The sequence below is a fragment of the Microcoleus sp. genome (assembly GCF_049646505.1).
Classification (GTDB): Bacteria; Cyanobacteriota; Cyanobacteriia; order Cyanobacteriales; family Microcoleaceae; genus Microcoleus.
The window spans coordinates 1-21,581 of record NZ_JBARVX010000506.1 but is presented as its reverse complement, the minus strand read 5'-3'; the positions used below and the strand labels follow the sequence as shown (position 1 = coordinate 21,581).

Annotated in this window: 23 protein-coding genes; 18 read left to right on the top strand and 5 right to left on the bottom strand. The window is 42.8% G+C overall.

Annotated elements, in window-relative coordinates; translation table 11 throughout:
• Positions 1-1,789 (top strand): tetratricopeptide repeat protein (locus WBA89_RS24285; RefSeq protein ID WP_424410031.1); only part of this gene is annotated, 1,789 nt, incomplete at its 5' end.
• 132 nt (positions 1,790-1,921) lie between these two features.
• Here the strand turns inward: WBA89_RS24285 and WBA89_RS24280 are convergent.
• Both WBA89_RS24280 and WBA89_RS24275 read right to left on the bottom strand, forming a co-directional pair.
• The gene (locus tag WBA89_RS24280; RefSeq protein WP_424410030.1) at positions 1,922-2,659 is read right to left on the bottom strand and encodes a hypothetical protein; all 738 of its coding nucleotides are present in this window, start codon (positions 2,657-2,659) and stop codon (positions 1,922-1,924) included.
• Entirely contained in the window at positions 2,656-2,982 is a 327-nt protein-coding gene (locus tag WBA89_RS24275) for an MgPME-cyclase complex family protein (protein ID WP_424410028.1), read from the bottom strand. Before WBA89_RS24275 ends, WBA89_RS24280 begins: the two co-directional genes overlap by 4 nt.
• Positions 2,983-3,311: 329 nt before the next feature.
• Here WBA89_RS24275 and cas10 point away from each other — a divergent pair, with 329 nt between their 5' ends.
• From cas10 to WBA89_RS24190, 17 genes are all read left to right on the top strand, one after another.
• Positions 3,312-5,681: a type III-B CRISPR-associated protein Cas10/Cmr2 gene (cas10, locus tag WBA89_RS24270; RefSeq protein ID WP_424410027.1), complete on the top strand. Its 2,370-nt coding sequence runs from the start codon at positions 3,312-3,314 to the stop codon at positions 5,679-5,681.
• Complete coding sequence (locus WBA89_RS24265; RefSeq protein ID WP_424410026.1) at positions 5,678-6,403, top strand: RAMP superfamily CRISPR-associated protein; 726 nt, start codon at positions 5,678-5,680, stop codon at positions 6,401-6,403. Before cas10 ends, WBA89_RS24265 begins: the two co-directional genes overlap by 4 nt.
• Positions 6,390-7,664, top strand: a complete 1,275-nt coding sequence (gene csx10 / locus WBA89_RS24260) for a type III-D CRISPR-associated RAMP protein Csx10 (RefSeq protein ID WP_424410025.1) — start codon at positions 6,390-6,392, stop codon at positions 7,662-7,664. The genes WBA89_RS24265 and csx10 overlap by 14 nt, the downstream gene beginning before the upstream one ends.
• On the top strand, positions 7,661-8,074 hold the full coding sequence (locus tag WBA89_RS24255; protein ID WP_424410024.1) for a hypothetical protein: 414 nt from the start codon (positions 7,661-7,663) through the stop codon (positions 8,072-8,074). The genes csx10 and WBA89_RS24255 overlap by 4 nt, the downstream gene beginning before the upstream one ends.
• A 44-nt stretch (positions 8,075-8,118) precedes the next feature.
• Positions 8,119-9,279 carry a Card1-like endonuclease domain-containing protein gene (locus WBA89_RS24250; RefSeq protein ID WP_424410022.1) on the top strand — a complete coding sequence of 387 codons (1,161 nt, stop codon included), beginning with the start codon at positions 8,119-8,121 and terminating at the stop codon, positions 9,277-9,279.
• A 31-nt stretch (positions 9,280-9,310) separates the two neighbouring features.
• A complete protein-coding gene (locus tag WBA89_RS24245) occupies positions 9,311-9,565 on the top strand; it encodes an RAMP superfamily CRISPR-associated protein (protein WP_424410020.1) in 255 nt (84 codons plus the stop codon).
• Positions 9,540-10,106 carry a Uma2 family endonuclease gene (locus WBA89_RS24240; RefSeq protein ID WP_424410019.1) on the top strand — a complete coding sequence of 189 codons (567 nt, stop codon included), beginning with the start codon at positions 9,540-9,542 and terminating at the stop codon, positions 10,104-10,106. Before WBA89_RS24245 ends, WBA89_RS24240 begins: the two co-directional genes overlap by 26 nt.
• Before the next feature lie 21 nt (positions 10,107-10,127).
• Positions 10,128-11,249 carry a type III CRISPR-associated RAMP protein Csx7 gene (gene csx7 / locus WBA89_RS24235; RefSeq protein ID WP_424410018.1) on the top strand — a complete coding sequence of 374 codons (1,122 nt, stop codon included), beginning with the start codon at positions 10,128-10,130 and terminating at the stop codon, positions 11,247-11,249.
• A gap of 28 nt (positions 11,250-11,277) precedes the next feature.
• Positions 11,278-11,898 (top strand): hypothetical protein, encoded by a 621-nt coding sequence (locus tag WBA89_RS24230; protein ID WP_424410017.1) that lies wholly within the window; start codon positions 11,278-11,280, stop codon positions 11,896-11,898.
• Between the two features lie 31 nt (positions 11,899-11,929).
• Positions 11,930-12,889 carry an RAMP superfamily CRISPR-associated protein gene (locus tag WBA89_RS24225; protein WP_424410016.1) on the top strand — a complete coding sequence of 320 codons (960 nt, stop codon included), beginning with the start codon at positions 11,930-11,932 and terminating at the stop codon, positions 12,887-12,889.
• Positions 12,886-13,374: a hypothetical protein gene (locus WBA89_RS24220; RefSeq protein WP_424410015.1), complete on the top strand. Its 489-nt coding sequence runs from the start codon at positions 12,886-12,888 to the stop codon at positions 13,372-13,374. Before WBA89_RS24225 ends, WBA89_RS24220 begins: the two co-directional genes overlap by 4 nt.
• Positions 13,367-14,467, top strand: coding sequence for an RAMP superfamily CRISPR-associated protein (locus WBA89_RS24215; RefSeq protein ID WP_424410013.1), 1,101 nt, complete (start codon positions 13,367-13,369; stop codon positions 14,465-14,467). Before WBA89_RS24220 ends, WBA89_RS24215 begins: the two co-directional genes overlap by 8 nt.
• Before the next feature lie 2 nt (positions 14,468-14,469).
• Positions 14,470-15,111, top strand: a complete 642-nt coding sequence (locus WBA89_RS24210) for a hypothetical protein (RefSeq protein WP_424410011.1) — start codon at positions 14,470-14,472, stop codon at positions 15,109-15,111.
• 446 nt (positions 15,112-15,557) lie between these two features.
• Complete coding sequence (locus WBA89_RS24205) at positions 15,558-15,779, top strand: hypothetical protein (RefSeq protein WP_424410009.1); 222 nt, start codon at positions 15,558-15,560, stop codon at positions 15,777-15,779.
• Between the two features lie 3 nt (positions 15,780-15,782).
• Complete coding sequence (locus tag WBA89_RS24200; RefSeq protein WP_424410008.1) at positions 15,783-16,265, top strand: hypothetical protein; 483 nt, start codon at positions 15,783-15,785, stop codon at positions 16,263-16,265.
• Between the two features lie 46 nt (positions 16,266-16,311).
• On the top strand, positions 16,312-16,716 hold the full coding sequence (locus WBA89_RS24195) for a hypothetical protein (RefSeq protein WP_424410006.1): 405 nt from the start codon (positions 16,312-16,314) through the stop codon (positions 16,714-16,716).
• A gap of 328 nt (positions 16,717-17,044) precedes the next feature.
• Complete coding sequence (locus tag WBA89_RS24190) at positions 17,045-18,244, top strand: glycosyltransferase (RefSeq protein WP_424410033.1); 1,200 nt, start codon at positions 17,045-17,047, stop codon at positions 18,242-18,244.
• Between the two features lie 359 nt (positions 18,245-18,603).
• On the opposite strand, the gene WBA89_RS24185 is transcribed toward WBA89_RS24190, so the two are convergent.
• The 3 genes from WBA89_RS24185 to WBA89_RS24175 form a co-directional block, all read right to left on the bottom strand.
• A complete protein-coding gene (locus WBA89_RS24185) occupies positions 18,604-19,512 on the bottom strand; it encodes an AAA family ATPase (RefSeq protein WP_424410005.1) in 909 nt (302 codons plus the stop codon).
• 412 nt (positions 19,513-19,924) lie between these two features.
• Complete coding sequence (locus WBA89_RS24180; protein ID WP_424410004.1) at positions 19,925-21,139, bottom strand: bifunctional riboflavin kinase/FAD synthetase; 1,215 nt, start codon at positions 21,137-21,139, stop codon at positions 19,925-19,927.
• A 3-nt stretch (positions 21,140-21,142) separates the two neighbouring features.
• Positions 21,143-21,265 (bottom strand): hypothetical protein, encoded by a 123-nt coding sequence (locus WBA89_RS24175; RefSeq protein WP_424410002.1) that lies wholly within the window; start codon positions 21,263-21,265, stop codon positions 21,143-21,145.
• Positions 21,266-21,581 lie beyond the last annotated feature (316 nt).

Genomic DNA, 21,581 nt, shown 5'->3' with positions numbered 1-21,581 from the left:
AGGGGGGGCAGGGGGGGGTTCTCCTGGAAATGTGGGAGGTATGAAGGAAGATCGAGTTATTTGTATATTGGAGGAACTTCTCGAAATCTTAGATTTTGTACACCAGCAAAATGTGATTCACCGCGATGTAAATCCTCGCAATATCCTGCGCCGAGATCGAGATAATAAGTTAGTGTTAATCGACTTTGGAGCCGTCAAAGAAATCACTACTCAAATTACTAATCCTCAGCCAAAGAATAGCTTGAGTGTGAGCATCGGAACTCCCGGTTATATGCCCAGCGAACAAGCTCACGGCAACCCGAAACTCAGCAGCGATATTTATGCTGCAGGTGCGATCGCCATTCAATGCCTCACGGGCATAACTCCGCACCAAATGACCAAAGATCCGAATACAGAGGAAATTATTTGGCAGGATAAAGCATCAGTCAGTTCGGAATTTGCTAAAATTTTAGATAAGATGGTGCGGTACGATTTTCGGCAGCGCTATTCTAGTGCGGGCGAAACGCTGGAAGCTATTAAAGAATTGAAAAATTCTTTCAGCGGTACGGTGCCGGTATTGCCTCCGGTTGCTGCTGCGAAAAAGCCGCCTAAAGTGCGCCGAAAATTGTATTTGAAAATAGGGGCGATCGCCGGCGTGATTGGCATCACGATTCTCGCATCAATTTATGGTGTACATACTTTTAATTCTGCCAATGCAACTGATTTGTACAACCGAGGAAATACCCTTTACAATTTAAGCCGATTTGAAGAAGCTCTGGCAGCTTACGATCGAGCAATAACTCTCAGACCAGACTACGCGGAAGTTTGGCAGGAAAAAGCTAAAACTTTATATGAATTGAAAAAATATCAGGAATCGCAGTCAGCCTATGACAAAGCAATAGAATTAAAGCCGGAATATTTGGAAGCTTGGACGGGACGCGGTTATGCTTTGGATAAGTTGCAACAGTCTCAAGAGGCGATCGCATCTTTTGACAACGCTTTAAAAATCCAGCCCGACTATGCCGCAGCCTGGGAAGGAAAAGGCGATACTCTGTTAGATTCGCAGCGCTACGAAGAGGCGATCGCTTCCTACGAAAAAGCCGTACAATTTCAGCCAGATTCGTACCGTGCGCGGTACAATATGGGGCAAGCTTACCAAAAATTAAAACAGTACGATCGCGCCGTAGAATCCTATCAAAAAGCACTTGAAATCAAATTCGATAATTATGAGGCTTGGTACAATTTAGGCAATGTTTTTTTAGAATTGAACAAAAACGAAGAAGCTTTTGAAGCCTACGAAAAAGCCGTGCGGTTTCAACCAAATTCTTATCAAGCGTGGTACAGTAAAGGCATCGCTTTGCTAAAAATGCGGAGGCATGAAGAAGCGGTAGAAGCTTACGAAAAAGCGGTCAAATTAAAACCGGATTATTATCAAGCATGGTACAATTTAGGTTGGTCTTACCACGAATTGCGCCGGTACGAACAAGCAATTGAGTGTTACAGCAAAGCCCTAGATTTAAACCCGAAAGAATCTCAAGCGTGGTACAATAGAGGCAATGCTCAGTACAATTTGCAGCGGTACGAAGATGCGATCGTCTCTTACAACGAAGCCGTCTATGTCAAGCCGGACTATTCGGAAGCTTGGTACAGCCGCGGCAATGCCCTTGTAGCGGTAAAAAGATACGGAGATGCGATCGCCTCCTATGACAAAGCAATTCGCTACAAACCGGATTACGGAGCCGCAATCGAGGCAAAAAAGCGGGCCGAAAGTCAGCTAGGAAACGACGGCCAACAGCTCAAACAACAATAATTGTTAATACCAATTTAATGTGAAGTTGCATATATTCCGATCCCCCTAAATCCCCCTTAAAAAGGGGGACTTTGAATTCTTGCTCCCCCTTTTTAAGGGGGCTGGGGGGATCGAATTTTTTAATCTTAACTTTCACTTAACAGCAGGACTAATTACCGTAACGCGGCGGCTGTCTACCAACATCGGCCAAAAACCCCGATCGCTCAATGCTTTTACCGCAGCAGTAGCGGCATTTTGATCCGTGGTATAAGCGACGAATAAAAACGGACGTTGGCCGTAGGAAGCCAAGCCTACTTGCGTGCCCAATGCTTGCTTAACTTGGGTGGCTAATTCCGGTTGATTGAAGTAATCTACTAACACTGCATAACCGGGGCCGAGGGCTTGGGGATTGAACCCAATATTACCGGTTTGAGGATTGGCGATTGGTTCAGAACCTGTTGCTGGTTCAGGGTTGTAGACGGGCAAATTTTGAGGAAGTGCCGCTGCGGGCGATCGTACTACATAAGCTCGCAATCCAACAACATCTTGGATGTATTTAACCCAATCGTTAGCAATTTGCGAGTCGCGAAAGCCACCAACTCGCGTCACCGTATCGTTGATGTACCGACAAACTGTATTGTCAGTATTTCCGGGAAAAGAGCGTTTTGCTTTTTCTTGCTGTTCGGGTGTTCTGGTGACAATTAACAGTAGATATTCGTCGGACTGCGGCGGTTTGCAGCTCGACTCAGCTTTAACAGAACTCGATAAAATTGTCAAGGTCAAAAGAGCGATCGTCGTAGCAGAAAATAGGGGGAAAAAGACAAAAATACTGTACAATTTCCCCGTTAATTTCCCTCGCTTAGCTGTAGATTTTTTTGCTAGTTGATTCATGCTGTCTGTAGCGATGCGAGGGCATCGGGAATATTGGCTGACGGTGCTGGAAATTCACCTGTCAGTACATATTCTAATCGGAGTTTCAACCAAGTGATGAAGACAGGATCGGTGGAAATAATGGCTGCTGCTGGTTGAGGGCATTTTGCTTTGACTTCTTTCATTGTCGGTGCTTCTATAAAAGCTGGCTGTTTGACCAACCAGAAGTCTATTTGTTTTTCTTGTTCGTTGTAGTTGCGGATTCTTTCTTTAAACACTTCATCAAGAGCTTCTTCTTCTAGCAAAAAGCGTTGGCTGGCTAAAACGTAGTAGTAGGTTTGCATTTTTGTCGGTTGTTAGGGGTTAGCAGTTAGCGGTTAATGTCGCCTCTACCGGCGATTTTTGCTTGGGTAGGGGCGGTTTGGCGAGTTGCGGCAGTTTGAGAGTTCTAAACTCTTGTGCCGTTTACTTTACCTTATTTGCTGCCATCTTGGTAGATGTAGAGCAAGTTGTGTCTGAAAAACCATTGGTGTGAGGGGTTGCGGGAGTTGAGGCGATTTTTTTTTCGGCGGTTGATTTTGTCTAAAATTTAGGTGACAATAGAAAGCTATATAGAATTGTACGTCGAATTATTGCCAATTATTGAGGCAATCTGGGGCTGTCACACCGGATTTTGAGTGGTTTGCATATGGAAAGTATTGCGATCGGTATTGCTTGGTGTCTGGCTTGGGGCGAGGGGCGCGAACCTCAATTCGATCCCAGCGTGTTGCAAGAAATGCGGCGGGCGTTGACTTCTGGGGAGGAAGTGCCGCCACAGGTGAGGGAAATTGTCGATCGGGTTCGGGAACTTCTCGCTATTCCCCGCCATATCCCCAAAGGAGAATTTCCCGAAACAATTACCGATTTGCAAAATAAATACCCGAATTTGTGGAATTATAAGGAGAAAATTGGTTTAGTTTACGGCGGTGTAACTAAGGTTAAGCAGTATGTATTTGAAGACGCAAAACTGCCAGACATTCGCGGTGCGTCTTCACTTCTAGATCGCATCAACCTAGTCGATTTACCTGCTTTTTTTGACAAACATCCTGAATCTAACCGTTACAATATTCACTTTGCCAAAGTAAGAGAATGGCTGGATGAGAACTTTTCGGGCGAATCCAAGCTTTCAAAAGCTTTGATTCCTGAAATGATTGTCTATTCTACTGGCGGAAATATCTTAGCTTTCTGCCCAGCAGCTTTTGTAAATGAGTTAACTGATGCCATTGAAAAACGCTATTCTTTTGAAACCATCACTGCTAATTCCTGCGCGGTAGGAGATAGGTTTAAGCTTTTAGAAATTCGATTTGGTTTGCTGCGAAACCCGATCGAACAAACATTTTGGCTCGATCGATACCGCCAAAAATATGATGATGTATTAGTTGAGGCTTATTTTGGTAAGCTGGATAAAATGCCAAACGAATCTGCCGATCCATCTCGCGTAGAAGAGGCGTTTGCCAATCGCAAGAGTTTTAATGAATTAACTACTAAATTGGCCGTGATGTTTAATCAGCGGCGCAGCGGGAATGACTTTGAAGAAAATGACTTGGAAAAGCGTCCCAGCCGCCGCTACCCGCCGATGTTGGAAACGCACCCTTATTTGCAAAGGGACGAGTCGGATCGGCGATCGGCTATTGCGCGCGCTACCGACAATCCCGACAATCGCAGCGAAAAAGGCCTTCCGGGGAGTCCTTGGTTTTCCGAGGTTTCGGCACGAAAACGCAAAGCGGGCGATCGGGCAAAGCATGGAACAATCAAGGAAACTCATTGGTACACAGAATGGCATCCTGCTGTGATTGAAGGTTGGGTTGACAAGTTTGAGGATTTCTTAGAAAAACATCCGGTCAAACTTCATAAATACTGCGATGTTTGCGACATTGAATCAGTTAAAATAGCTGAATCTTTAACTCAGCTTGGCAGTACGAGTAATGGCTTTGTCGCCTACATCTATGCCGACGGCAATAACATGGGCGGCTACATTCAAAAAATTACTACACCCCAAGAATATCAAGATTTTAGCGAAGATGTTGACAATGCCACAAGATATGCTGTTTATCAAGCCTTATCCGAGCACCTTCATCCCCGCCAAGCCAAAGAAAATGATAATTCCGATCGAGAGTTGGTTTGGATTCATCCCTTTGAGATTATTACCATTGGCGGCGATGACATTATCTTAATTGTACCTGCAGATCGGGCATTGGCGATCGCCAAAACCATCGGAGAAGAGTTTGAACAAATCTTGCTCAAACAAGTTGAGATACCTGGTGTTGAAATTAAAGGCAACTATCAAACTCCGCCATCAGAAAAACCGATTGACATCAGCAAGTGTCACCGCTACCTAAGTCAAAATGCAGTAGCTAGCAATTGTCAATTAAGTACATCGATCGGCGTGTTGATTGCCGATTATAAAACTCCGATTTACTACGCCAAAAAACTGTACGAGCAATTACTCAAGTCAGCCAAGAAACGCGCCAAATCTTTAAAAGAAGCCGGATACTGTGGGGGGACAGTTGATTTTTTGGTGATGAAATCTGTAACTGCGCTATCATCCAGCATCGAGGAATTCCGCAAGGAAGCATTAACCAAAGACAGTCCTCAAGAACTTAAGTTGTACGCCGCACCATACACTTTGCATGAAATTGGCGGATTGATTGAGTCTGTCAAAGCCCTGAAAAACGCTGAATTTCCCAAATCGCAACTCTACCAAATTCGCAGTTTCCTAGAACAAGGGAAAAACACAACAATCCTCAACTACCGCTATTTCCGAACCAGACTCAAAGATGGTAATTCAGAAATACTTAAAAAAGAGTTTGAAGAAGCTTGGTGCAAACCAAAAGATCCAGAAAATAATGGTAATCTAGCTCCCTGGATGTCTGTGATAGAGCAAAACAAACGAACCGTATATGAAACAATTTGGCGAGAAATTGTAGACATTTACGATTTCATTGAATTAGAAAATTCAGAATTAAGTTCAGAAGATGCGGTCAATGTGGAGGTGGAATCGTGATTGTTCTCAGCACACTATCAAACTCAATTGAACCTTACACACTTACAGCAGTAATTGATACAGCTTTGTGTGTAGGCGCAGGCGGTTCATCCGGTTCCCTTGCAGATAAGCCGATCGTCCGCAATGCAGAAGGAAACTTATTAATTCCAGGTTCTCAGATTAAAGGCCGCCTCCGTCACGAATGCGAGAAAATTGCCAGAGGTTTGGGTTGGGAGATTTCCGAGTCTCCCAGTCCTGGAAAAATGGTAATCCGCCGAGACAAAGCACCGAATAATTTTAGTCGCAGCGAATACCAAGTTTCAGGATATAATGAGACTTATCACTGTTTAATTAGTCAAATTTTCGGCGATCCAGTTTTGCCATCGCGGGTGATGTTTGACGATTTGATTTGTACGGAAAAACCCGAAAATTTAGCTGAGTTTTTGCGTCCTGGAGTCACAATAAATCGCCGCCGTCGCACCGCAGAAGAAAATAAACTCTACTTTTTAGAGACTTCTCCACCTCATGTTTCGCTGAAATTTCAAGGTGAAATTCATCTGTTACCAAATTGCCCCTGTTACGCCAAACCTTTGATGTTGGCTGGTTTCAAACACATTCACGCATTAGGCGGCAGTAAATCGGCCGGTTTGGGATGGTTGAGTTGGGAAAACTTACCAAAATTTGAAGTAACTGAAGCAGATTGGGATTTTCTAGCGAGGGGAAGGAAAAATGCAGCGAATTGAACTGGAAATTAAAGCTTTGTCACCTTTGGCGATCGCCCGTCAGAAACCGGGAGGTTCGATTAGCGAGGCTGTAGACTATATCCCCGGTACGGTGATTCGGGGTGCTGTGGCTGCTCAGATATTGGATCTGTCAAATGGGCGATCGAGCGATTTAACCCAGAAGGGCGGCGATTTTCAAGCTTTATTCTTGAGTGAAAATCCAGCAATTTTCCAAAATGCTTATCCCTCTGCATTACAAATAAAAAAACACCCTGTTCCTCAAGACAGGATTAAAGAAATTAGAGTTTTACCTGGAACTGCACTCAGTTCTAAAAATAAGCCTGGTTTCACCTCTGAAAATAAGACAGGTTTGAAACCTAAAAGTCATGGGGTTTTTGATACTTTAATCGATCGCTTTTGTGCTGAAGGTTACGGATATCCCTACGATCCGAATTGCCCGGAAGATGGAGGAAGAGTCGATCCTGCTGGCATTAGTTTTTACTGTAAATTCAATAAAAAGTATCACAGCCTTAAAGTCAACAAACGTCTGTTAACGCGAGTAGGGATTAATCGTCGCAGGGCTACATCGGAGGAAGAAATACTTTACAGTTTGGAAGTTTTGAATGAATCTCAGGAGAACAAACAAAATCCTGTTTACTATCGAGGTGCGATTTTAGTGGAGGACAAATTAGCGGAATCTTTGCGGAATTTCATTCAGCAGCGCCATCAAAACTTTCGCTTGGGCGGTTCGACTTCCCGAGGATTGGGAAAAGTTGAAATTAACACAAAAACTCCTGTTGATGCTAAGATAGATGTGAGCGATCGCATCGCTGAATTTAACAAAAACTTAAAATATCGTTGGGAGAAATGGGAAGTTTTTGGCAGTCCTATTAAAGAGTCACCAACAAACCGCACTTACTTCACCCTGGACTTGCAATCCGATGCTATACTGACTGAAAATTGGCGTCGGACTACAGTAATATCTGAAAAGATGTTGCGGCAGTTTGCCAAAGTTGAAGATTCATCATTGAAACTGGAAGCCGCTTACAGCAGTTACGATTATCTTTCTGGCTGGAATGCGGCTTGGGGATTGATGAAAGATATGGAGTTGATAACCAACAAAGGTTCGGTTTATTTGTTCAGCACAACTCAATCAGAGCCTTGGATTCAGAGATTGGGAGAGTTGGAAATGAGGGGATTGGGCGATCGCACCTGCGAAGGCTTCGGTCAAATTCAAATTTGCAACCAGTTTCACCTTGTATTTCGGGAGGAAGCAGTATGAGTATAAGTACAGAACAAAGGATAGAGTTAGAAGTACAAAGATCTATTCGCCAAGTAGAAGACGATCTAGTTATTTGGATTCAGGATGCTTTAGATAAAACCAAATATGGCGATTTAGAAGAATCTCAATTTCGCAACTTAGTCCGCGTATCTGATACTACTGATAGTGCAGAAGTGATCAAGAACTTCATCCGATATCAAGTTGGTCGGGATAAAAAATGGGGAAGGGGGAAAGAATCTTTAGCTGAAAAACTAATTCAAGATATTGATGGTAACATCAAAAAAACTGCCGGAATCATTGCAGAATGTTCGCAAATAGATTTTAAGCCGATTTGGCTAGAACTGATTCGCCGTTATTTGGGTTACGGTTCTCGTCACCTCAAGTATCTGCGAGATGGCAACAAAGTTTAAATGTTTAAACAAGATCGCGATTAAGTAAATTGAGGTAATCACAAATGTCAGAGAGTGTAATGTTAGTTTTAATTGGCGGACGCAGTGCAGTTCCAGCAATTGCTGGTGCTCTTCAGTTTCTCGATAAAGTCGATCGGGTCAAATTTTTGTTATGTGATGGCAATGATTATCCAACGTTTCAAGAAAATGTAGAGAAAGTTCTTAAGCAAGAACAAAAAAATTTGCTGTGCGATAAAATTACTGATGTAAAAATCGTTAACCCAAACAAATTTGATGATGTATATAAAGCAGTAGATGAACTTTGTAATGGTGTCAAACATTTGAAGTATGTCAATTTGACGACAGCTCCTCAAATAATGGCATTTTCGGTTTATAGCTATGTTTTAAAAAAGTATAAAGAAGCATTGGTCTTTAACGTTAATACCGATATTTCTCAAATTAATCCTTTAGTTTTTGGCAAAGAACCAACTTCTTTTAATAAGCCATTAAGTGTAGAGAATTATCTCGCTATGTATGGACTTAATATATTCAAAAAAAATACGGGGAAGAATGAGGCGGATTCGGTTGCACAATACTTTGGAAAGAAGGTTAACATTTCCAGCCAAATTCTCTCTATAATTCGTAGCGATGCTAAAGGTGCAGATAGTATTAAAGCTCCGAGAGGTTTTAATCTTACAAGAGATAAGTTTGAGAAATTAGAAGTGTTAGACAATGATTTAGAGACTTTCTTTGAAATGCTAGCAAAAGCTGAAATTATTCAGAACCTTCAGCAATCAGAGCGAGAAATTAAATTTAAAATTCAAACCAAGGAAAACTATGCTTTTTTAGCTGGAGAATGGTTGGAGTTATATGTATATTTATCAGCGATTGAGTGTAAATTTGACTCTGTAGCAATGGGGGTTGAACTAGATAACTATAAGGGTGAGCTAGATGTATTTTGTCTGAATAATGCTAACGCCATGATTTGTGAATGTAAAACGGGAGGATTTAAGTCTGAAGACTTGTCAAAACTTAACTCTAAAGCGGAAAAGCTAGGTGGTAATTACTGCGTCAAGTTGTTTATAACTAGCGATGTTAAAGTCTCTGAGGAATTCTTGAATAAGGCTAAAAATGACAAAATTGTAGTAGTCTCAGGTGATAAGTTCAGCGATATTACTAATATTTTGAAAAAAGAAATGAAAAAACCTACCTATCCAAGACGCTAAATAAAAAATCATATAACAACAGAAAAAAACTATGTTTGACACATTCAAAAACCGTCTAGAAATCACAGGAAGATTGACAACTGTAACCGCGTTACGCATTAGCAAAGGTCGATCGACAGAACCGATAGGTTCCGATTTACCTGTAATTAAAGATGCTTTGGGCAAACCTTTGATTCCCGGTTCAAGCTTTAAAGGTGCAGTGCGATCGCCCCTCCACTCCTTAAACACCATTAGTTATCAAGTTAAACTTCCGCACAACCATGACTTCAGTTCAATCTCCACCTAAACTATCCCTAACAGAGTTTTTGGAACTGCCAGAAACCAAACCAGCTAGTGAATACATCAACGAAACAATCTACCAGAAACGAATGCCAAAAGGAAAACATAGCCGACTACAAATCCGTTTAGCTACACAAATCAATCACGTAGGTGAACCCGATCGCATAGCAAGTGCATTTACAGAATTGCGCTGTACTTTTGGTGGTCGATCGATCGTCCCAGATATCGCTGTTTTTTCGTGGCAGCGAATTCCTGTGGATGCTAATGGCGAAATAGAGAATAACTTTGAAACTTACCCGGATTGGACGATAGAAATCTTATCACCAAACCAAAGTCCAATCCGTGTCATTGACAATATTTTATTTTGTTTGGATCGCGGCACAGAACTTGGATGGTTGATCGATCCTCAAGAGCGAATGATTATGGTATTTAAACCAGAAAAACAACCAGAAATCAAACGAGGCGAAGAAACGTTACCAGTTCTCAGCTTGCTAGGAGATTGGCAGATATCGGTGCAAGATGTGTTCAGTTGGTTAAGTCTGAATTAACTTAATTACTTGGGTGAGTTTATGTTTGACACTTTCAAAAATCGACTGGAAATTACAGGAAAGCTGACAACTGTAACTGCATTGCGGATTAGTAAAGGTCGATCGACTGAACCGATCGGATCCGATTTACCAGTAATCAAAGATGCTTTGGGGCGACCTTTGATTCCCGGTTCTAGTTTTAAAGGTGCACTGCGATCGCGCTTAGAAAGCTTCCTAAGAGGAATTTTGGGCAACGATCGCAAGCTGGTAGCCAATCCAGCTATTGAGAATGAATGGTCACTGACAGCTAATGAGATTAAAAGCATTAAAGAGATCGATTTAAAGCAATTATTGGCTGTCTATCTTTTAAGGGAGGAAGAGGATTTCAATAATTTATCTCTAGTGAATTTAGTTGAGGAAGTTAAGAACAATAGATTTCAATTTATCCAAGAACTAGATTTAGAAAAAATAGTGACATTACATTCTGTCAAAAAGAATGATGAATTCAGAAATTTTTCTTTAAGAGACTTAGTTGAGGTGGTAACAAATCAAACATTACTGTCTGAAGAGCAACTCAATTCGTTGAAGCAAAAGTATACCTATGACTTTGCTTTAACAGCAGTGACTATACAACAAACAGATATGGTATCCCACTTATTTGGTTCTCCTTGGCTGGCCAGCAAATTCCAAGTGCGGGACTTAACCGTACAACCCGATGCGTGGTTCGGACAATATCAAGAACGAGATGGAGTAGCCATTGACAGAGACACAGAAACCGCCGCCGATGGCAAACTCTACGACTACCAAGTTGTCCCCGCAGGTACTCCCTTTGATTTTAAAGCGGTTGTCGAAAATTCTGAAGAGTGGGAATTGGGCTTATTGGCGATCGGCTTGCATCAATTTGAGACAGAACAAATTCCGCTGGGCGGCGGGCGATCGCGCGGCTTAGGAGTGGTTAAACTAGAAATTGATAAAATGCGCTGGATTGATGTCGAAGACCATCCCGAATTTTTGTTAGAATACTTAAAAAAGTTAGTGATGGGAGATGAAACTGCTTATGAAGATGCGGTCGATTATAAAGATGAGTGGGTACAAAAGCTGATCGATAAACTACTGAACAATAACATTTCTCAATCATCTCCATCTCAAATAGCTCAAGAATAAAACTAAATATTGCATAAAGGATGTCAATATGGGTTTCAGCAGTTATAAAGATATCGGGGAAGTTCTCAAAGGGTTTCAGATTACTTATACTGAAGCTAATTTCATGAGAGAATCTGAGTTTAATATCCCTGACTATTTTCGGGAAGACTTAGCATTTATGATGCGAGAAGCAGTTGTGGACAATTCAGAGTTTGCGGTGTGCGAAAACTTGATCTATCCTGTTATTAAAGAAGTTTGGAAAACTTATCACAGTAAATTTGTTTTATGGAGTCATAAGTCTCTTACCTACGACCAAAATTTGTCTGGTTTTCCTGAATATATTTTAGCTCAGCGCTCTCCTTTGGGAAAATTTGTTTTTGAAAAACCTTATTTTCTTTTGGTTGAGGCTAAGCAAGACAAATTTGATGAAGGGTGGGCGCAGTGTTTAGCTGAAATGGTTGCGGCACAGCGACTGAATGATGAATTACAGGTAATTATTTTGGGTATAGTTTCCAATGGTAAAACCTGGCAATTTGGCAAGCTAGAAGGGCAGCTATTTACCAAAAATATAAATTTTTACAGCCTTCAGGAGCTAGATAAACTTTTTGCTGCTGTCAATTATGTATTTCAAGAGTGTGAATCGCAGCTAAATACTTTAGTAGCGGCTTAAGTATTACAAGTTTTCTCAATCAAATCAAACTATGCACAAACGATTTGTCAACCACTGTACCATTGACTTAACTCTTATTCCTGACGGCCCAATTTTGATTAAATCCGGTAAAGAAGGAGCCGATCCGACTAAACCGGATATGGAGTTTGTCGAGACTTACCATGCAGGAGGAAAGTCAATTTATCTACCTGGAAGCAGTTTAAAAGGTGCTATTCGCGCTCATGCTGAGAGAGTTGTCAGGACAGTAGGTAAAGATAGCAATCCCGATCGTCTCGACATTCTCTGGGCTAACGATCCATTGAATGACAAGTACGATTACTTACAGAAAAAATCATCGAGCGATATTTACAAGTTATCTTCTTTTACAGACCAACTATTTGGCAACACTTCAATTGCTAGCAGGCTGAGAATCCAAGATGCTCACCCAATTGATAAGAAACAGCTCAAAATTCAAGAACGCAATGGAGTCGCGATCGATCGCGTTTTCGGTTCCGTAGCTGTCGGCCCTTTCAACTATCAAGTCTGCACCGCCGGAGAATTTCGCACAAAAATACATCTCAAAAACTTTTCCTTAGCACAATTAGGCTTAATTGGCTTAGTTTTGCGAGACTTAAATGATGGTTGGTTTGGGATTGGTTTTGCTAAATCTCGCGGTTTGGGGACGGTGACAGTCAAATATAACGAAGCCGTAGTTCAGTATCCCGGTTGTAAATTAGATAAAGATAATCGCCAAATTAAACAAATAGTAAAATCCGGTCGATGGGGACACGCTTTCTTGCTGGGTGCGGGAGAGTTTTTAGATGCGGAAGAAGCTGCAAATTATGGTTTTCCTAAACCGGACAATCAGCCAACTCCCATTGCTGCTGAACCGATGGATTTAGGTTTTGGAGTGCAGCTAAAATGGCAAGGAGACGGTGAGACTGGTGTACCGAATTTATTTCAATGTGCGGTTCGTGCTTGGAGTAAGCTTTTAACAGGTGCCGCAGCATGAACAAAGGTTTTGTATATTTTAAACCAGGTTTGTCACCGGATGATGTTAAAAAGTTGTTAGAAAAATTAGCAACTGAGAAAAGTTACTACTTTGTGCGATCGCCCCACGCAGTCAGCGGCATTTGCATGAAATTGCCCGATGAGTTTTTCCCCGGTTTTGAAGGGCAAATGTTTAATAGCGATCGCGAATTGCGCTGGAAAAAGCAGGGAAGTACGTATGAAGCACTAATCCTGAGTCGAGTTGAAGCCAATTTAGTCGATCTAGAAGGATTTAAGGAGCTAGGTGAAAATTGGGAATGGTGCGATCGCGCTGCTTACTTTCACAGCCTTGACGAACCCAAATTCCCTAAAAATTTTATTTATCAAGGAGAAAACAACAAAACAATTGAATCTAAAAATATTAGCATAGGTCAGCGATACTTTCAAGACCAAAGAACTGCCACCGTTCATTTTGTCGCCCTCACCGTCAGGAGTAAAAATGACTAATAATCCCCTACCAAAACCCCGACGTTCTACACCGCCGCCTCCAAGTAGCCCGGTTTCTAATAACTATACTGGTGAAATGGGAGAACCTAAACCTTATGAATTAATTAGTTTTCCCAAGGAACGCCCGCCGAAAAAAGCCCCTGCCGGACATCACAAATATTTGGGCGATCGCCTGCACGGAACTTTGTTTCTAACTTTGAAAGTTCAGACTACTTTGCACGTCTCTACAGGCGTAGTAGTCATGGGTAGCGACATAGGCAGCCGCGTCCCTTTAATCAAAACAATGGTTCAAAATATTGACCAAAAGTTATCAATTCAAGGTAGTTCTCTCAAAGGCTGCATCCGGTCAGCATACGAAGCCATTACTAACAGCACTTTAGGAGTTATTACTAATAAGAAAGAGTATAACGATAAGTACCCAGAAGAGCGCTTACCTTCTACTCAGCACAAAGAAAGGCTTTGTCCTGCCAGTCAGGTATTTGGAGCTTCAGGAAACAACTGGGGATGGCAAGGATTAATAGAGTTTAGTGATGCAAACTGCGAAAATACTGGTTTTGCTACAGGATTTATGCCCAATTTATGGAGTCCACGTCTTTCACAAAAGGCATATTTTGACGCAAGAGGCAAGGTAGCTGGTCGCAAGTTTTACTATCACACAATTAGAGCAATTGATAAAGGTCAAAATCAAGGCATTACTGTTCAGCAAGCTGCAAAAGAGTACACATTTACAACCCAGATCCAATTCAAAAATTTAACAGCAGCAGAGTTAGGAACGCTGTTGATTGTATTGGGACAAGATCCGAAATATGCGATCGCCCTCAAGGTAGGCGGCGGAAAGCCGATCGGCATGGGAACAATGACTGTGGAAGTAACAGCAGCAAAGGTTTTGCAGAACAAGGGAGATTTGCGCGATCGCTATTCCTCCTACAAGCCTCCAGGCTCTGACAGCATGACTGGCACAGAATTGCAACAATTTATGCAGAAAAATATTCAAGCCGCTCATTCTAGTTTAGTGCAAGCAACTCAACTGCAAAAACTAGCTGAAGTGTTGAAATATCCGACCGATCGCGAACCTCCAACAGGAATGTATTAAAGATGTCGAATACTGAATTAGTGACAGAATCTTTGACTGAAAAACAATGGAAAATCGCCCATGATATCGCACAAAATCTGACCAAAGATGATACTGATGTCAATGAGTTCAAAAAGGCGATCGCGTATCTACGCAATGCAGTTAATCAAAATCGATCGGATGCGATTTCGAGGTTTTTCAAATATCTAAAAACCCTAGTCGGTAATGGCAGACAAATCGGACACAGTGGCAAAACCACAGATTATTACCGCAGCATCGACAAAGCTTGTAGCGATTGTCTCAAAGGATTTCAAGGAGATGCTAGCACTCTGCTGCAAATTTTAGGTTGGGCATCTCGTTTGATGCGTTACTACAAAGAAGCGGGGCCGATCGGAGAAGTTGTGACCCCAGTTTTAGAGTCAGCGAGACAAGTTGAAATTGCTAGGGCAATTAGCAGTCATGAGTTTGCAGTGGGTCAAATTGTCGAAGCCAAAGTTACTGCTGTCAAAGGGAACAAAGTAACTTATGAAATTTTGGGAACTATCAGGCTAACTGAAAAAGAACCGAAAAAAGCACAATCTTTTTCTGAAGAACAAGTGGTGAAAGTTGAAATTTTAGATATTAAGGAAGATGGGAGTCCCAAGAAAGTCAAGTGTGCGGGCTAGAAACCAGACTGTTGATACTACCAAACCTCCTTGCGTTAACTCTGCCCCGTCGCTATAATATTGACTGTAAGCATAAAAAGAAGCCACAATATGTTAGCCAAAAAAAAATCTCACTCTAACAAATTTGACTATTACTCAGCATTGAACACTTCCGCGTCCGCTCAAAGCAAAGTCAAGCAGGGGTATTGTGTAGCTTACTATACAGTTTTCTGGGTAAAGGCTGTTCCAGGCTACTCTGTCTCGTCACAGATGTCCGAATACCGACTTGTAGCCTAACAGAAAACGGCGCAGCTTAAGTAATTAGCTGCTTTTAGCAGCCCATTGTGCAAGCTAGCGTTTGCCTAGAAACTAGGAACTCGCCATATCAATATATCCAGTTCCTAGTTTTAAAGAAAACCCAAGAAGTTGTGATAGTTTTTGTAAGACCATACCTGAGGATGACACAAATGAATGATGCAGAAAAAAATAAAGTTTATCTGGTGACTGGTGTAGTAATAGCTATTGACGAGAGCGATGGGATATTAATAGCAGGAATGTTATCAGATAGTCCTTTTAATGCTGAAGATTCGGAGTCAACAAAGACAAAAAAAATGGTAGGCAGTTTTGCATTCACCCGGCAAAAAGCCGAATTTCTAAGAGATCGTCTCAATGAATTTTTGCAGGAATAGACAATGACAGCAACCAGAAGCTTAAAAGAATTTCCAAATTTAATCTCGAATCCTGAAAGTTGGAAAAAATATCAATACTCCCCTTCTAGTCTGGCAGTAAGTCATTCATTTAAGGCTCTTACCGCTCCTGTTGAAGTACATAAATTAGTGCAGGAATTAGCGAAGGTGGACGGTGTAGCCCAAGTTAGAGCTATAGCTTCTAGACCTGAAGAAATTCACTGGATTGAGTTTGAATTAGAACTGCACCCTGAAACAGAGTTAGATGATGAAAGTTGGGATAAAATCCAAGATTTAGTAATTGATTGTGAATGGGATTTGCGGGATAAAACCAATGAAAAATGGTACTTTGACGAAAAAATCGTGGAGAAGTTTTTCAGAATCAAAAATGGAGCTAAAGTAGTTGCTCTGTCAGGAATAAGCTTGTCACGTTCTACAAGCTACTACAATAAAGTTAAATCGAGTCGTAATTTATTTGTGTTGGTCTGACTTAAATGAAATTACTGAACAAACCAGAAAGTAGCTGTTGATTTTTATGCCGAGCGAACAGTCCCATCGCGAACAAGCTAAGTATAATGAAGAGGCGGCATTGAGTATCAGAGATGATTCTCCTGATTGGGCAGTCACAATGTGTTTCTATTCAGCTTTACACTGCGTAGCAGCTTATGCCAAGGTTCAGGGAGACGATCTAGAACAAAAATATCAAGGCTCCTCATCGCCACACGATCGCCTGTTTGATTACGTTCGTGATATTGCTGTCGCTCGGCAAGATCGAAATTTGGATAAAGCTTACAAGAATCTGAAAAATGAAAGTCAAATAGCGCGATATTTAACAAATATAAAAACTAATGCTAGGGATTATTATCGCAGGTATAAAAAAACAGATGTTGATAAATCTTTTGATAACTTGCAAATAGTAAAAAAACTACTAAACCCTTAATTCAACGATTAAAAATTAAGCTTTAAACTTTCAAACTCTTGACTTGTGAAAAAAAATGGGATATGTTAGTAGTTTCTGGAAGCAAGAGTTTCTCAAGTGCAACGTCAAAAAATTGCAAACTTCCCCTGACGGGGACGGAAACTAGCTTCCGTAACAATGCTGCGTAATAGTCAAATTTGTTTTGACAGTTGCTCAGACTTCCCCGCAAGGGGACTTTAATCGATCGACCTAATTGCGGCCAAAACTTTCTCAAACCTGCGATCGCCCCCTAACTTCCCCCATAAGGCTAAACTTATCTAAGTTTTACTACGATATTTTGGCCCCCTTCATGAACATCGCCTATCTAGTCAACCAATACCCCAAAGTCAGCCACAGCTTCGTCCGCAGAGAAGTCCTAGCCGTTGAAAATTGCGGCATCAAAGTCGGGCGTTACTCCATCCGATCCTGCGAGTCAGAACTTGTAGACGGGGCAGACAAACAAGAGCAAGAATTGACCAAAGTAATCTTAGGAGTTGGCGTACAGGGGTTAGCGTGGGGTTTGCTGCGCGCTGCCGCAACTAGACCAATTCGATTCATCGAAGCTGTGCAGTTAATGTTCAAAGTTGGCTGGCACTCGGAACGGGGGATTTTGCTGCATCTAGCTTATTTAGCAGAAGCTTGCATTCTGTTAAATTGGTTTGCAGAATCCGGTACTGCACACGTTCACGCTCACTTCGGCACAAATTCGACAACTGTTGCCATGCTGTGCCGCGTGCTCGGCGGCCCGACTTACAGTTTCACCGTTCACGGCCCCGAAGAATTTGATAAAGCCACACTTCTTTCCTTAGACGAAAAAATTAAACGATCGACCTTTGTAGCAGCAGTCAGTTCCTTCGGCAAAAGTCAGCTTTTTCGGTGGTGCGATCGCACTTATTGGTCAAAAATTCACGTCATACACTGCGGAGTCGATGCAGCCTTTTTAGTTCACCCGCACGTCCCCATACCCGCAGCACCCCGCTTAGTTTGTGTCGGCAGGCTCAGCGAACAAAAAGGTCATTTATTATTGCTAGAAGCCGCCAGCAAGCTAGCAGTTCAAGGCTTAGAGTTTAAATTGGTATTTGTCGGAGACGGGCCGCTGCGAGCTGAAATTGAACAACAGATTGCACAACTCAGCCTGCAAAACCATATAGAAATTACCGGCTGGGCCAGCGGCGATCGAGTTCAGCAAGAAATTTTAGCTTCCCGCGCAATGGTATTGCCGAGTTTTGCCGAAGGTTTACCCGTCGTAATTATGGAAGCCCTCGCTCTCAATCGGCCCGTAATTAGCACCTATGTTGCCGGCATCCCCGAACTTGTAGAACCCGGTGTTTGCGGTTGGTTAGTTCCTCCCGGTTCCGTAGAAGCATTAGCCGTAGCGATGCGCGCGGCATTGGAAGCACCTTTAGAAAAGCTAGAAGAAATGGGGAAAACAGGAGCAGAACGGGTAGCTAAACAACACAATGTCGATTTAGAAGCCAAAAAATTAGTAGCGCTGTTTGAGAGTGCTTGATCCTGGTGCAAAACCTATAGATTAACTGATATAAAATCTGTTAACACCGGAATAATTCATACATCTCTTTTCTGCATCTGCGTTAATCTGCGTCAATCCATTGTCATCTGCGGTTAGGCATTCTCTTTTTTTAACCGCAGATGAGGGCAGATTAACACAGATTAACGCAGATGAATTAAATCGATTCCGGTTCCACCGTCCAAAGTTTGTCATTAATAATCCCCGCGTCTTTAGGGGAGTGTCAATAATCAGTCTTTCAAGGACGGGTTCTCATGCCCGCTTCACAAGAAAATTAATTGTTTGACAGAACAAACTGGAAAGCTTGTTCTTTTAATTCAAGCAACTTATTTACCAACTTTTTAAGGAATAGGAACCTCTCGCAACAACTTATCAACAATTGTCCTCGCCCTCCTTCCTCCCGCCGGAATCAATCGGTGAGAAAGTACGTGCGGTGCCAAATCTTTCACGTCATCCGGGGTGGCATAATCCCGCCCGGAAATAAACGCCAAAGCCTGGGACGCCCGGTGCAAAGCCACCGCACCGCGTGGACTCACTCCCAGAGTAATCTCTTCATCCTCGCGGGTCGATCGCACCAAATCAACAATATACTGCTTCAAAGAGCCTTCCACCTTCACAGCAGCACACAAACGGCGCAATTCCTGCACCTGTGACAAAGAAATACAAGGCTGCAAATCCTCAACTGCAAAAGTATCAGACAGCCGTTCTAACATTTGCAACTCTTCCAACGCAGCGGGATAGCCCAAAGTCAAAGACAAAGTAAACCGATCCATCTGCGCTTCCGGTAGCGGAAAAGTGCCTTGATATTCGATCGGGTTTTGAGTCGCAATCACAAAAAACGGTGCCGGAACAGTCCGAGAAATTCCGTCTACTGTCACCTGCTTTTCTTCCATCACTTCCAGCAAAGCAGACTGAGTTCGCGGCGTCGCCCGGTTGATTTCATCAGCAAGCAAAACATTAGCAAAAACTGGCCCGGGCAAAAATTCAAACTCTCCGCTGCGGGGATTCCAAATATTAGTACCGGTGATATCTGTAGGTAACAAATCGGGAGTGCACTGAATCCGCTGAAACTTCCCGTCGATCGATCGCGCCAAAGACTTCGCCAGCAGCGTTTTTCCCACACCAGGCACGTCTTCCAGCAGCGCGTGCCCGCCCGAAAGCACGGCTACAAGCACCAAGCGAATAGCATCCGCTTTACCGACAATAGTTTTACCGAGATTTTGTTTGAGCCGCTCAATGTGTTCTCTCATATCCCTGATTTTAAAGTAGAAGTCAGTTGTCAGTTGTCAGTTGTCAGTTGTCAGTTGTCAGTTGTCAGTTGTCAGTTGTTAGTTGTCAGTTGTTAGTTGTTAGTTGTTAGTTGTTAGTTGTTAGCAAGAAGGAATGAAAACACACACAGCCAGCTTTTTAAGCGTTCCGCATTTTATGTTAATTACGTTGATTTACTTTGCTAATTGTTGGCTTTTCATTGCTTTTGATTCCTAGTTCCTCTCAGCTAGGACTTCGTTTGTGTAGACGCGATTTCAATCGCCCCAGTAAAACTGTACACAATTAATTCATGATTCGGACGGGCTAGAAGCCCATACTACAACAAAAAAAATGTGGGATGGGCTTCTAGCCCGTCCGAAATTTTGATTAACAAATATTCTTGCAATATATCTATTAACCATTAGCAGCTAAAACCTTTCTAGCAACATCGCAATCTGCTTGAATTTGAGTTTTTAGAGCATCCAGAGAAGCGAATTTTTGTTCGGGTCGCAAAAACTCTATTAAATTCGCGCTCAATGTTTGACCGTACAAATCCCCCGACCAATCTAACAGGTGAACTTCTACAGTTAGTTGTAAACCGTCTACCGTCGGGCGGCGGCCAATGTTCATCACCCCATTGATGAATGATAAATTTGACGGTCGATCGGCGATTAAAGATTGGGGATTTTCCCCCTTATAGGAAGAACTTCGATCTTTGATATTTTTTCCTCCATTTTTCACCGAGACTCGCACTGCGTACACGCCCAAACAGGGTAAAAATTTTTCCGGCGGCAGTTCGATATTAGCAGTAGGAAATCCGATCGTCCTACCCAGCCGCTTTCCCTCAACCACAGTCCCGACTAAACTGTAAGGTCGCCCCAGCAACTTATTGGCTTTTTTGAGGTCGCCGGATGCCAGACCTTCGCGGATGGCAGAACTGCTGATCCGATCGCCTTCATCGCAATTGTGCAGCGTTACAAGAGCAACATCAATACCGTAACCGGAGGCGATCGACTGCAAATCCACAGCCGTCCCCGCGCGTCGGTGTCCGAACCGAAAATCAACTCCCACGCTAATTCGACTCGCTTGCAGTTGTCGCACCAGAATTTTTTCGACAAACTCGTCAGCAGTCAAGGCCGCCAGTTCTCGATCGAACGGCAGCAGTACCAGTTGCTCAACACCCATTGCTGCGAGCAATTCTACCTTTTGGGCCAGAGGTGTCAGCAGTTTTTTGGGTTTACCTGTAAAAAATTCTTGCGGGTGCGGATCGAATGTCAGCACAGTGCTGTAAAGCCGATCGACCCCATCAGAATCGAACCCAGAGAAGCTGTTGCCGTCTGCCTTGGGGCCGAACGAACCATCGAAATTAAGGCCGCTGCCGGCTGTATCGGGCGGTGCTGCTGAGCCGCTGTCGCAGGTTCCCGGATGTTTGCTTTCCAAATTTTGATCTGTGCCAGTCAAGGAGCGCAAGTTTTGGCTTGTCTCCGAAACCGTCGCAGAATTTGACTTGGACGATCGATTTAAAATTGGCTGCACGACTTGTCGGTGCCCTAGGTGCAAACCATCAAAGTTTCCCAAGGCAACGGCAGTTGGAGTCAGAGCAGCGGTACAGGAAGAAGTTACCAACACGCTTTACATTTTGACATAATTAGCCCGCGTGCGATCGAAGCGTCGATTGAAGAATTGAAGAATTGACTCCACAATCGATCGTCTGGGGAGGGCGGACAGCGCGCCAGCATTCATGCGTGCTGCCATCCCCAGATTATCAAGCCCGCGCTCTTCGGGGACGCGGTTGCCCGTGCCACCGCTTCAAGAGTTCGATCGCCAAAACAATGATTTTTGCAAAGCCCCAGATACTTTCTCCTCTAGGAATTCTCTCTGCTTTCTAAACTTTTTAATTTTCCACTCCCGCAGCCTGGGGCTGGTACCGAGTTTTCAGGTCAGCCCTAACTTAAATTTTTGATTTTCCACCTCAAGATTTCAGAACCATCTGGCCATCTCAAATCCATCAGACAGACACTTTAGGCGAAGGCACCGATTCTTCAGACACATCCTCCTGATGAGGAGGCAG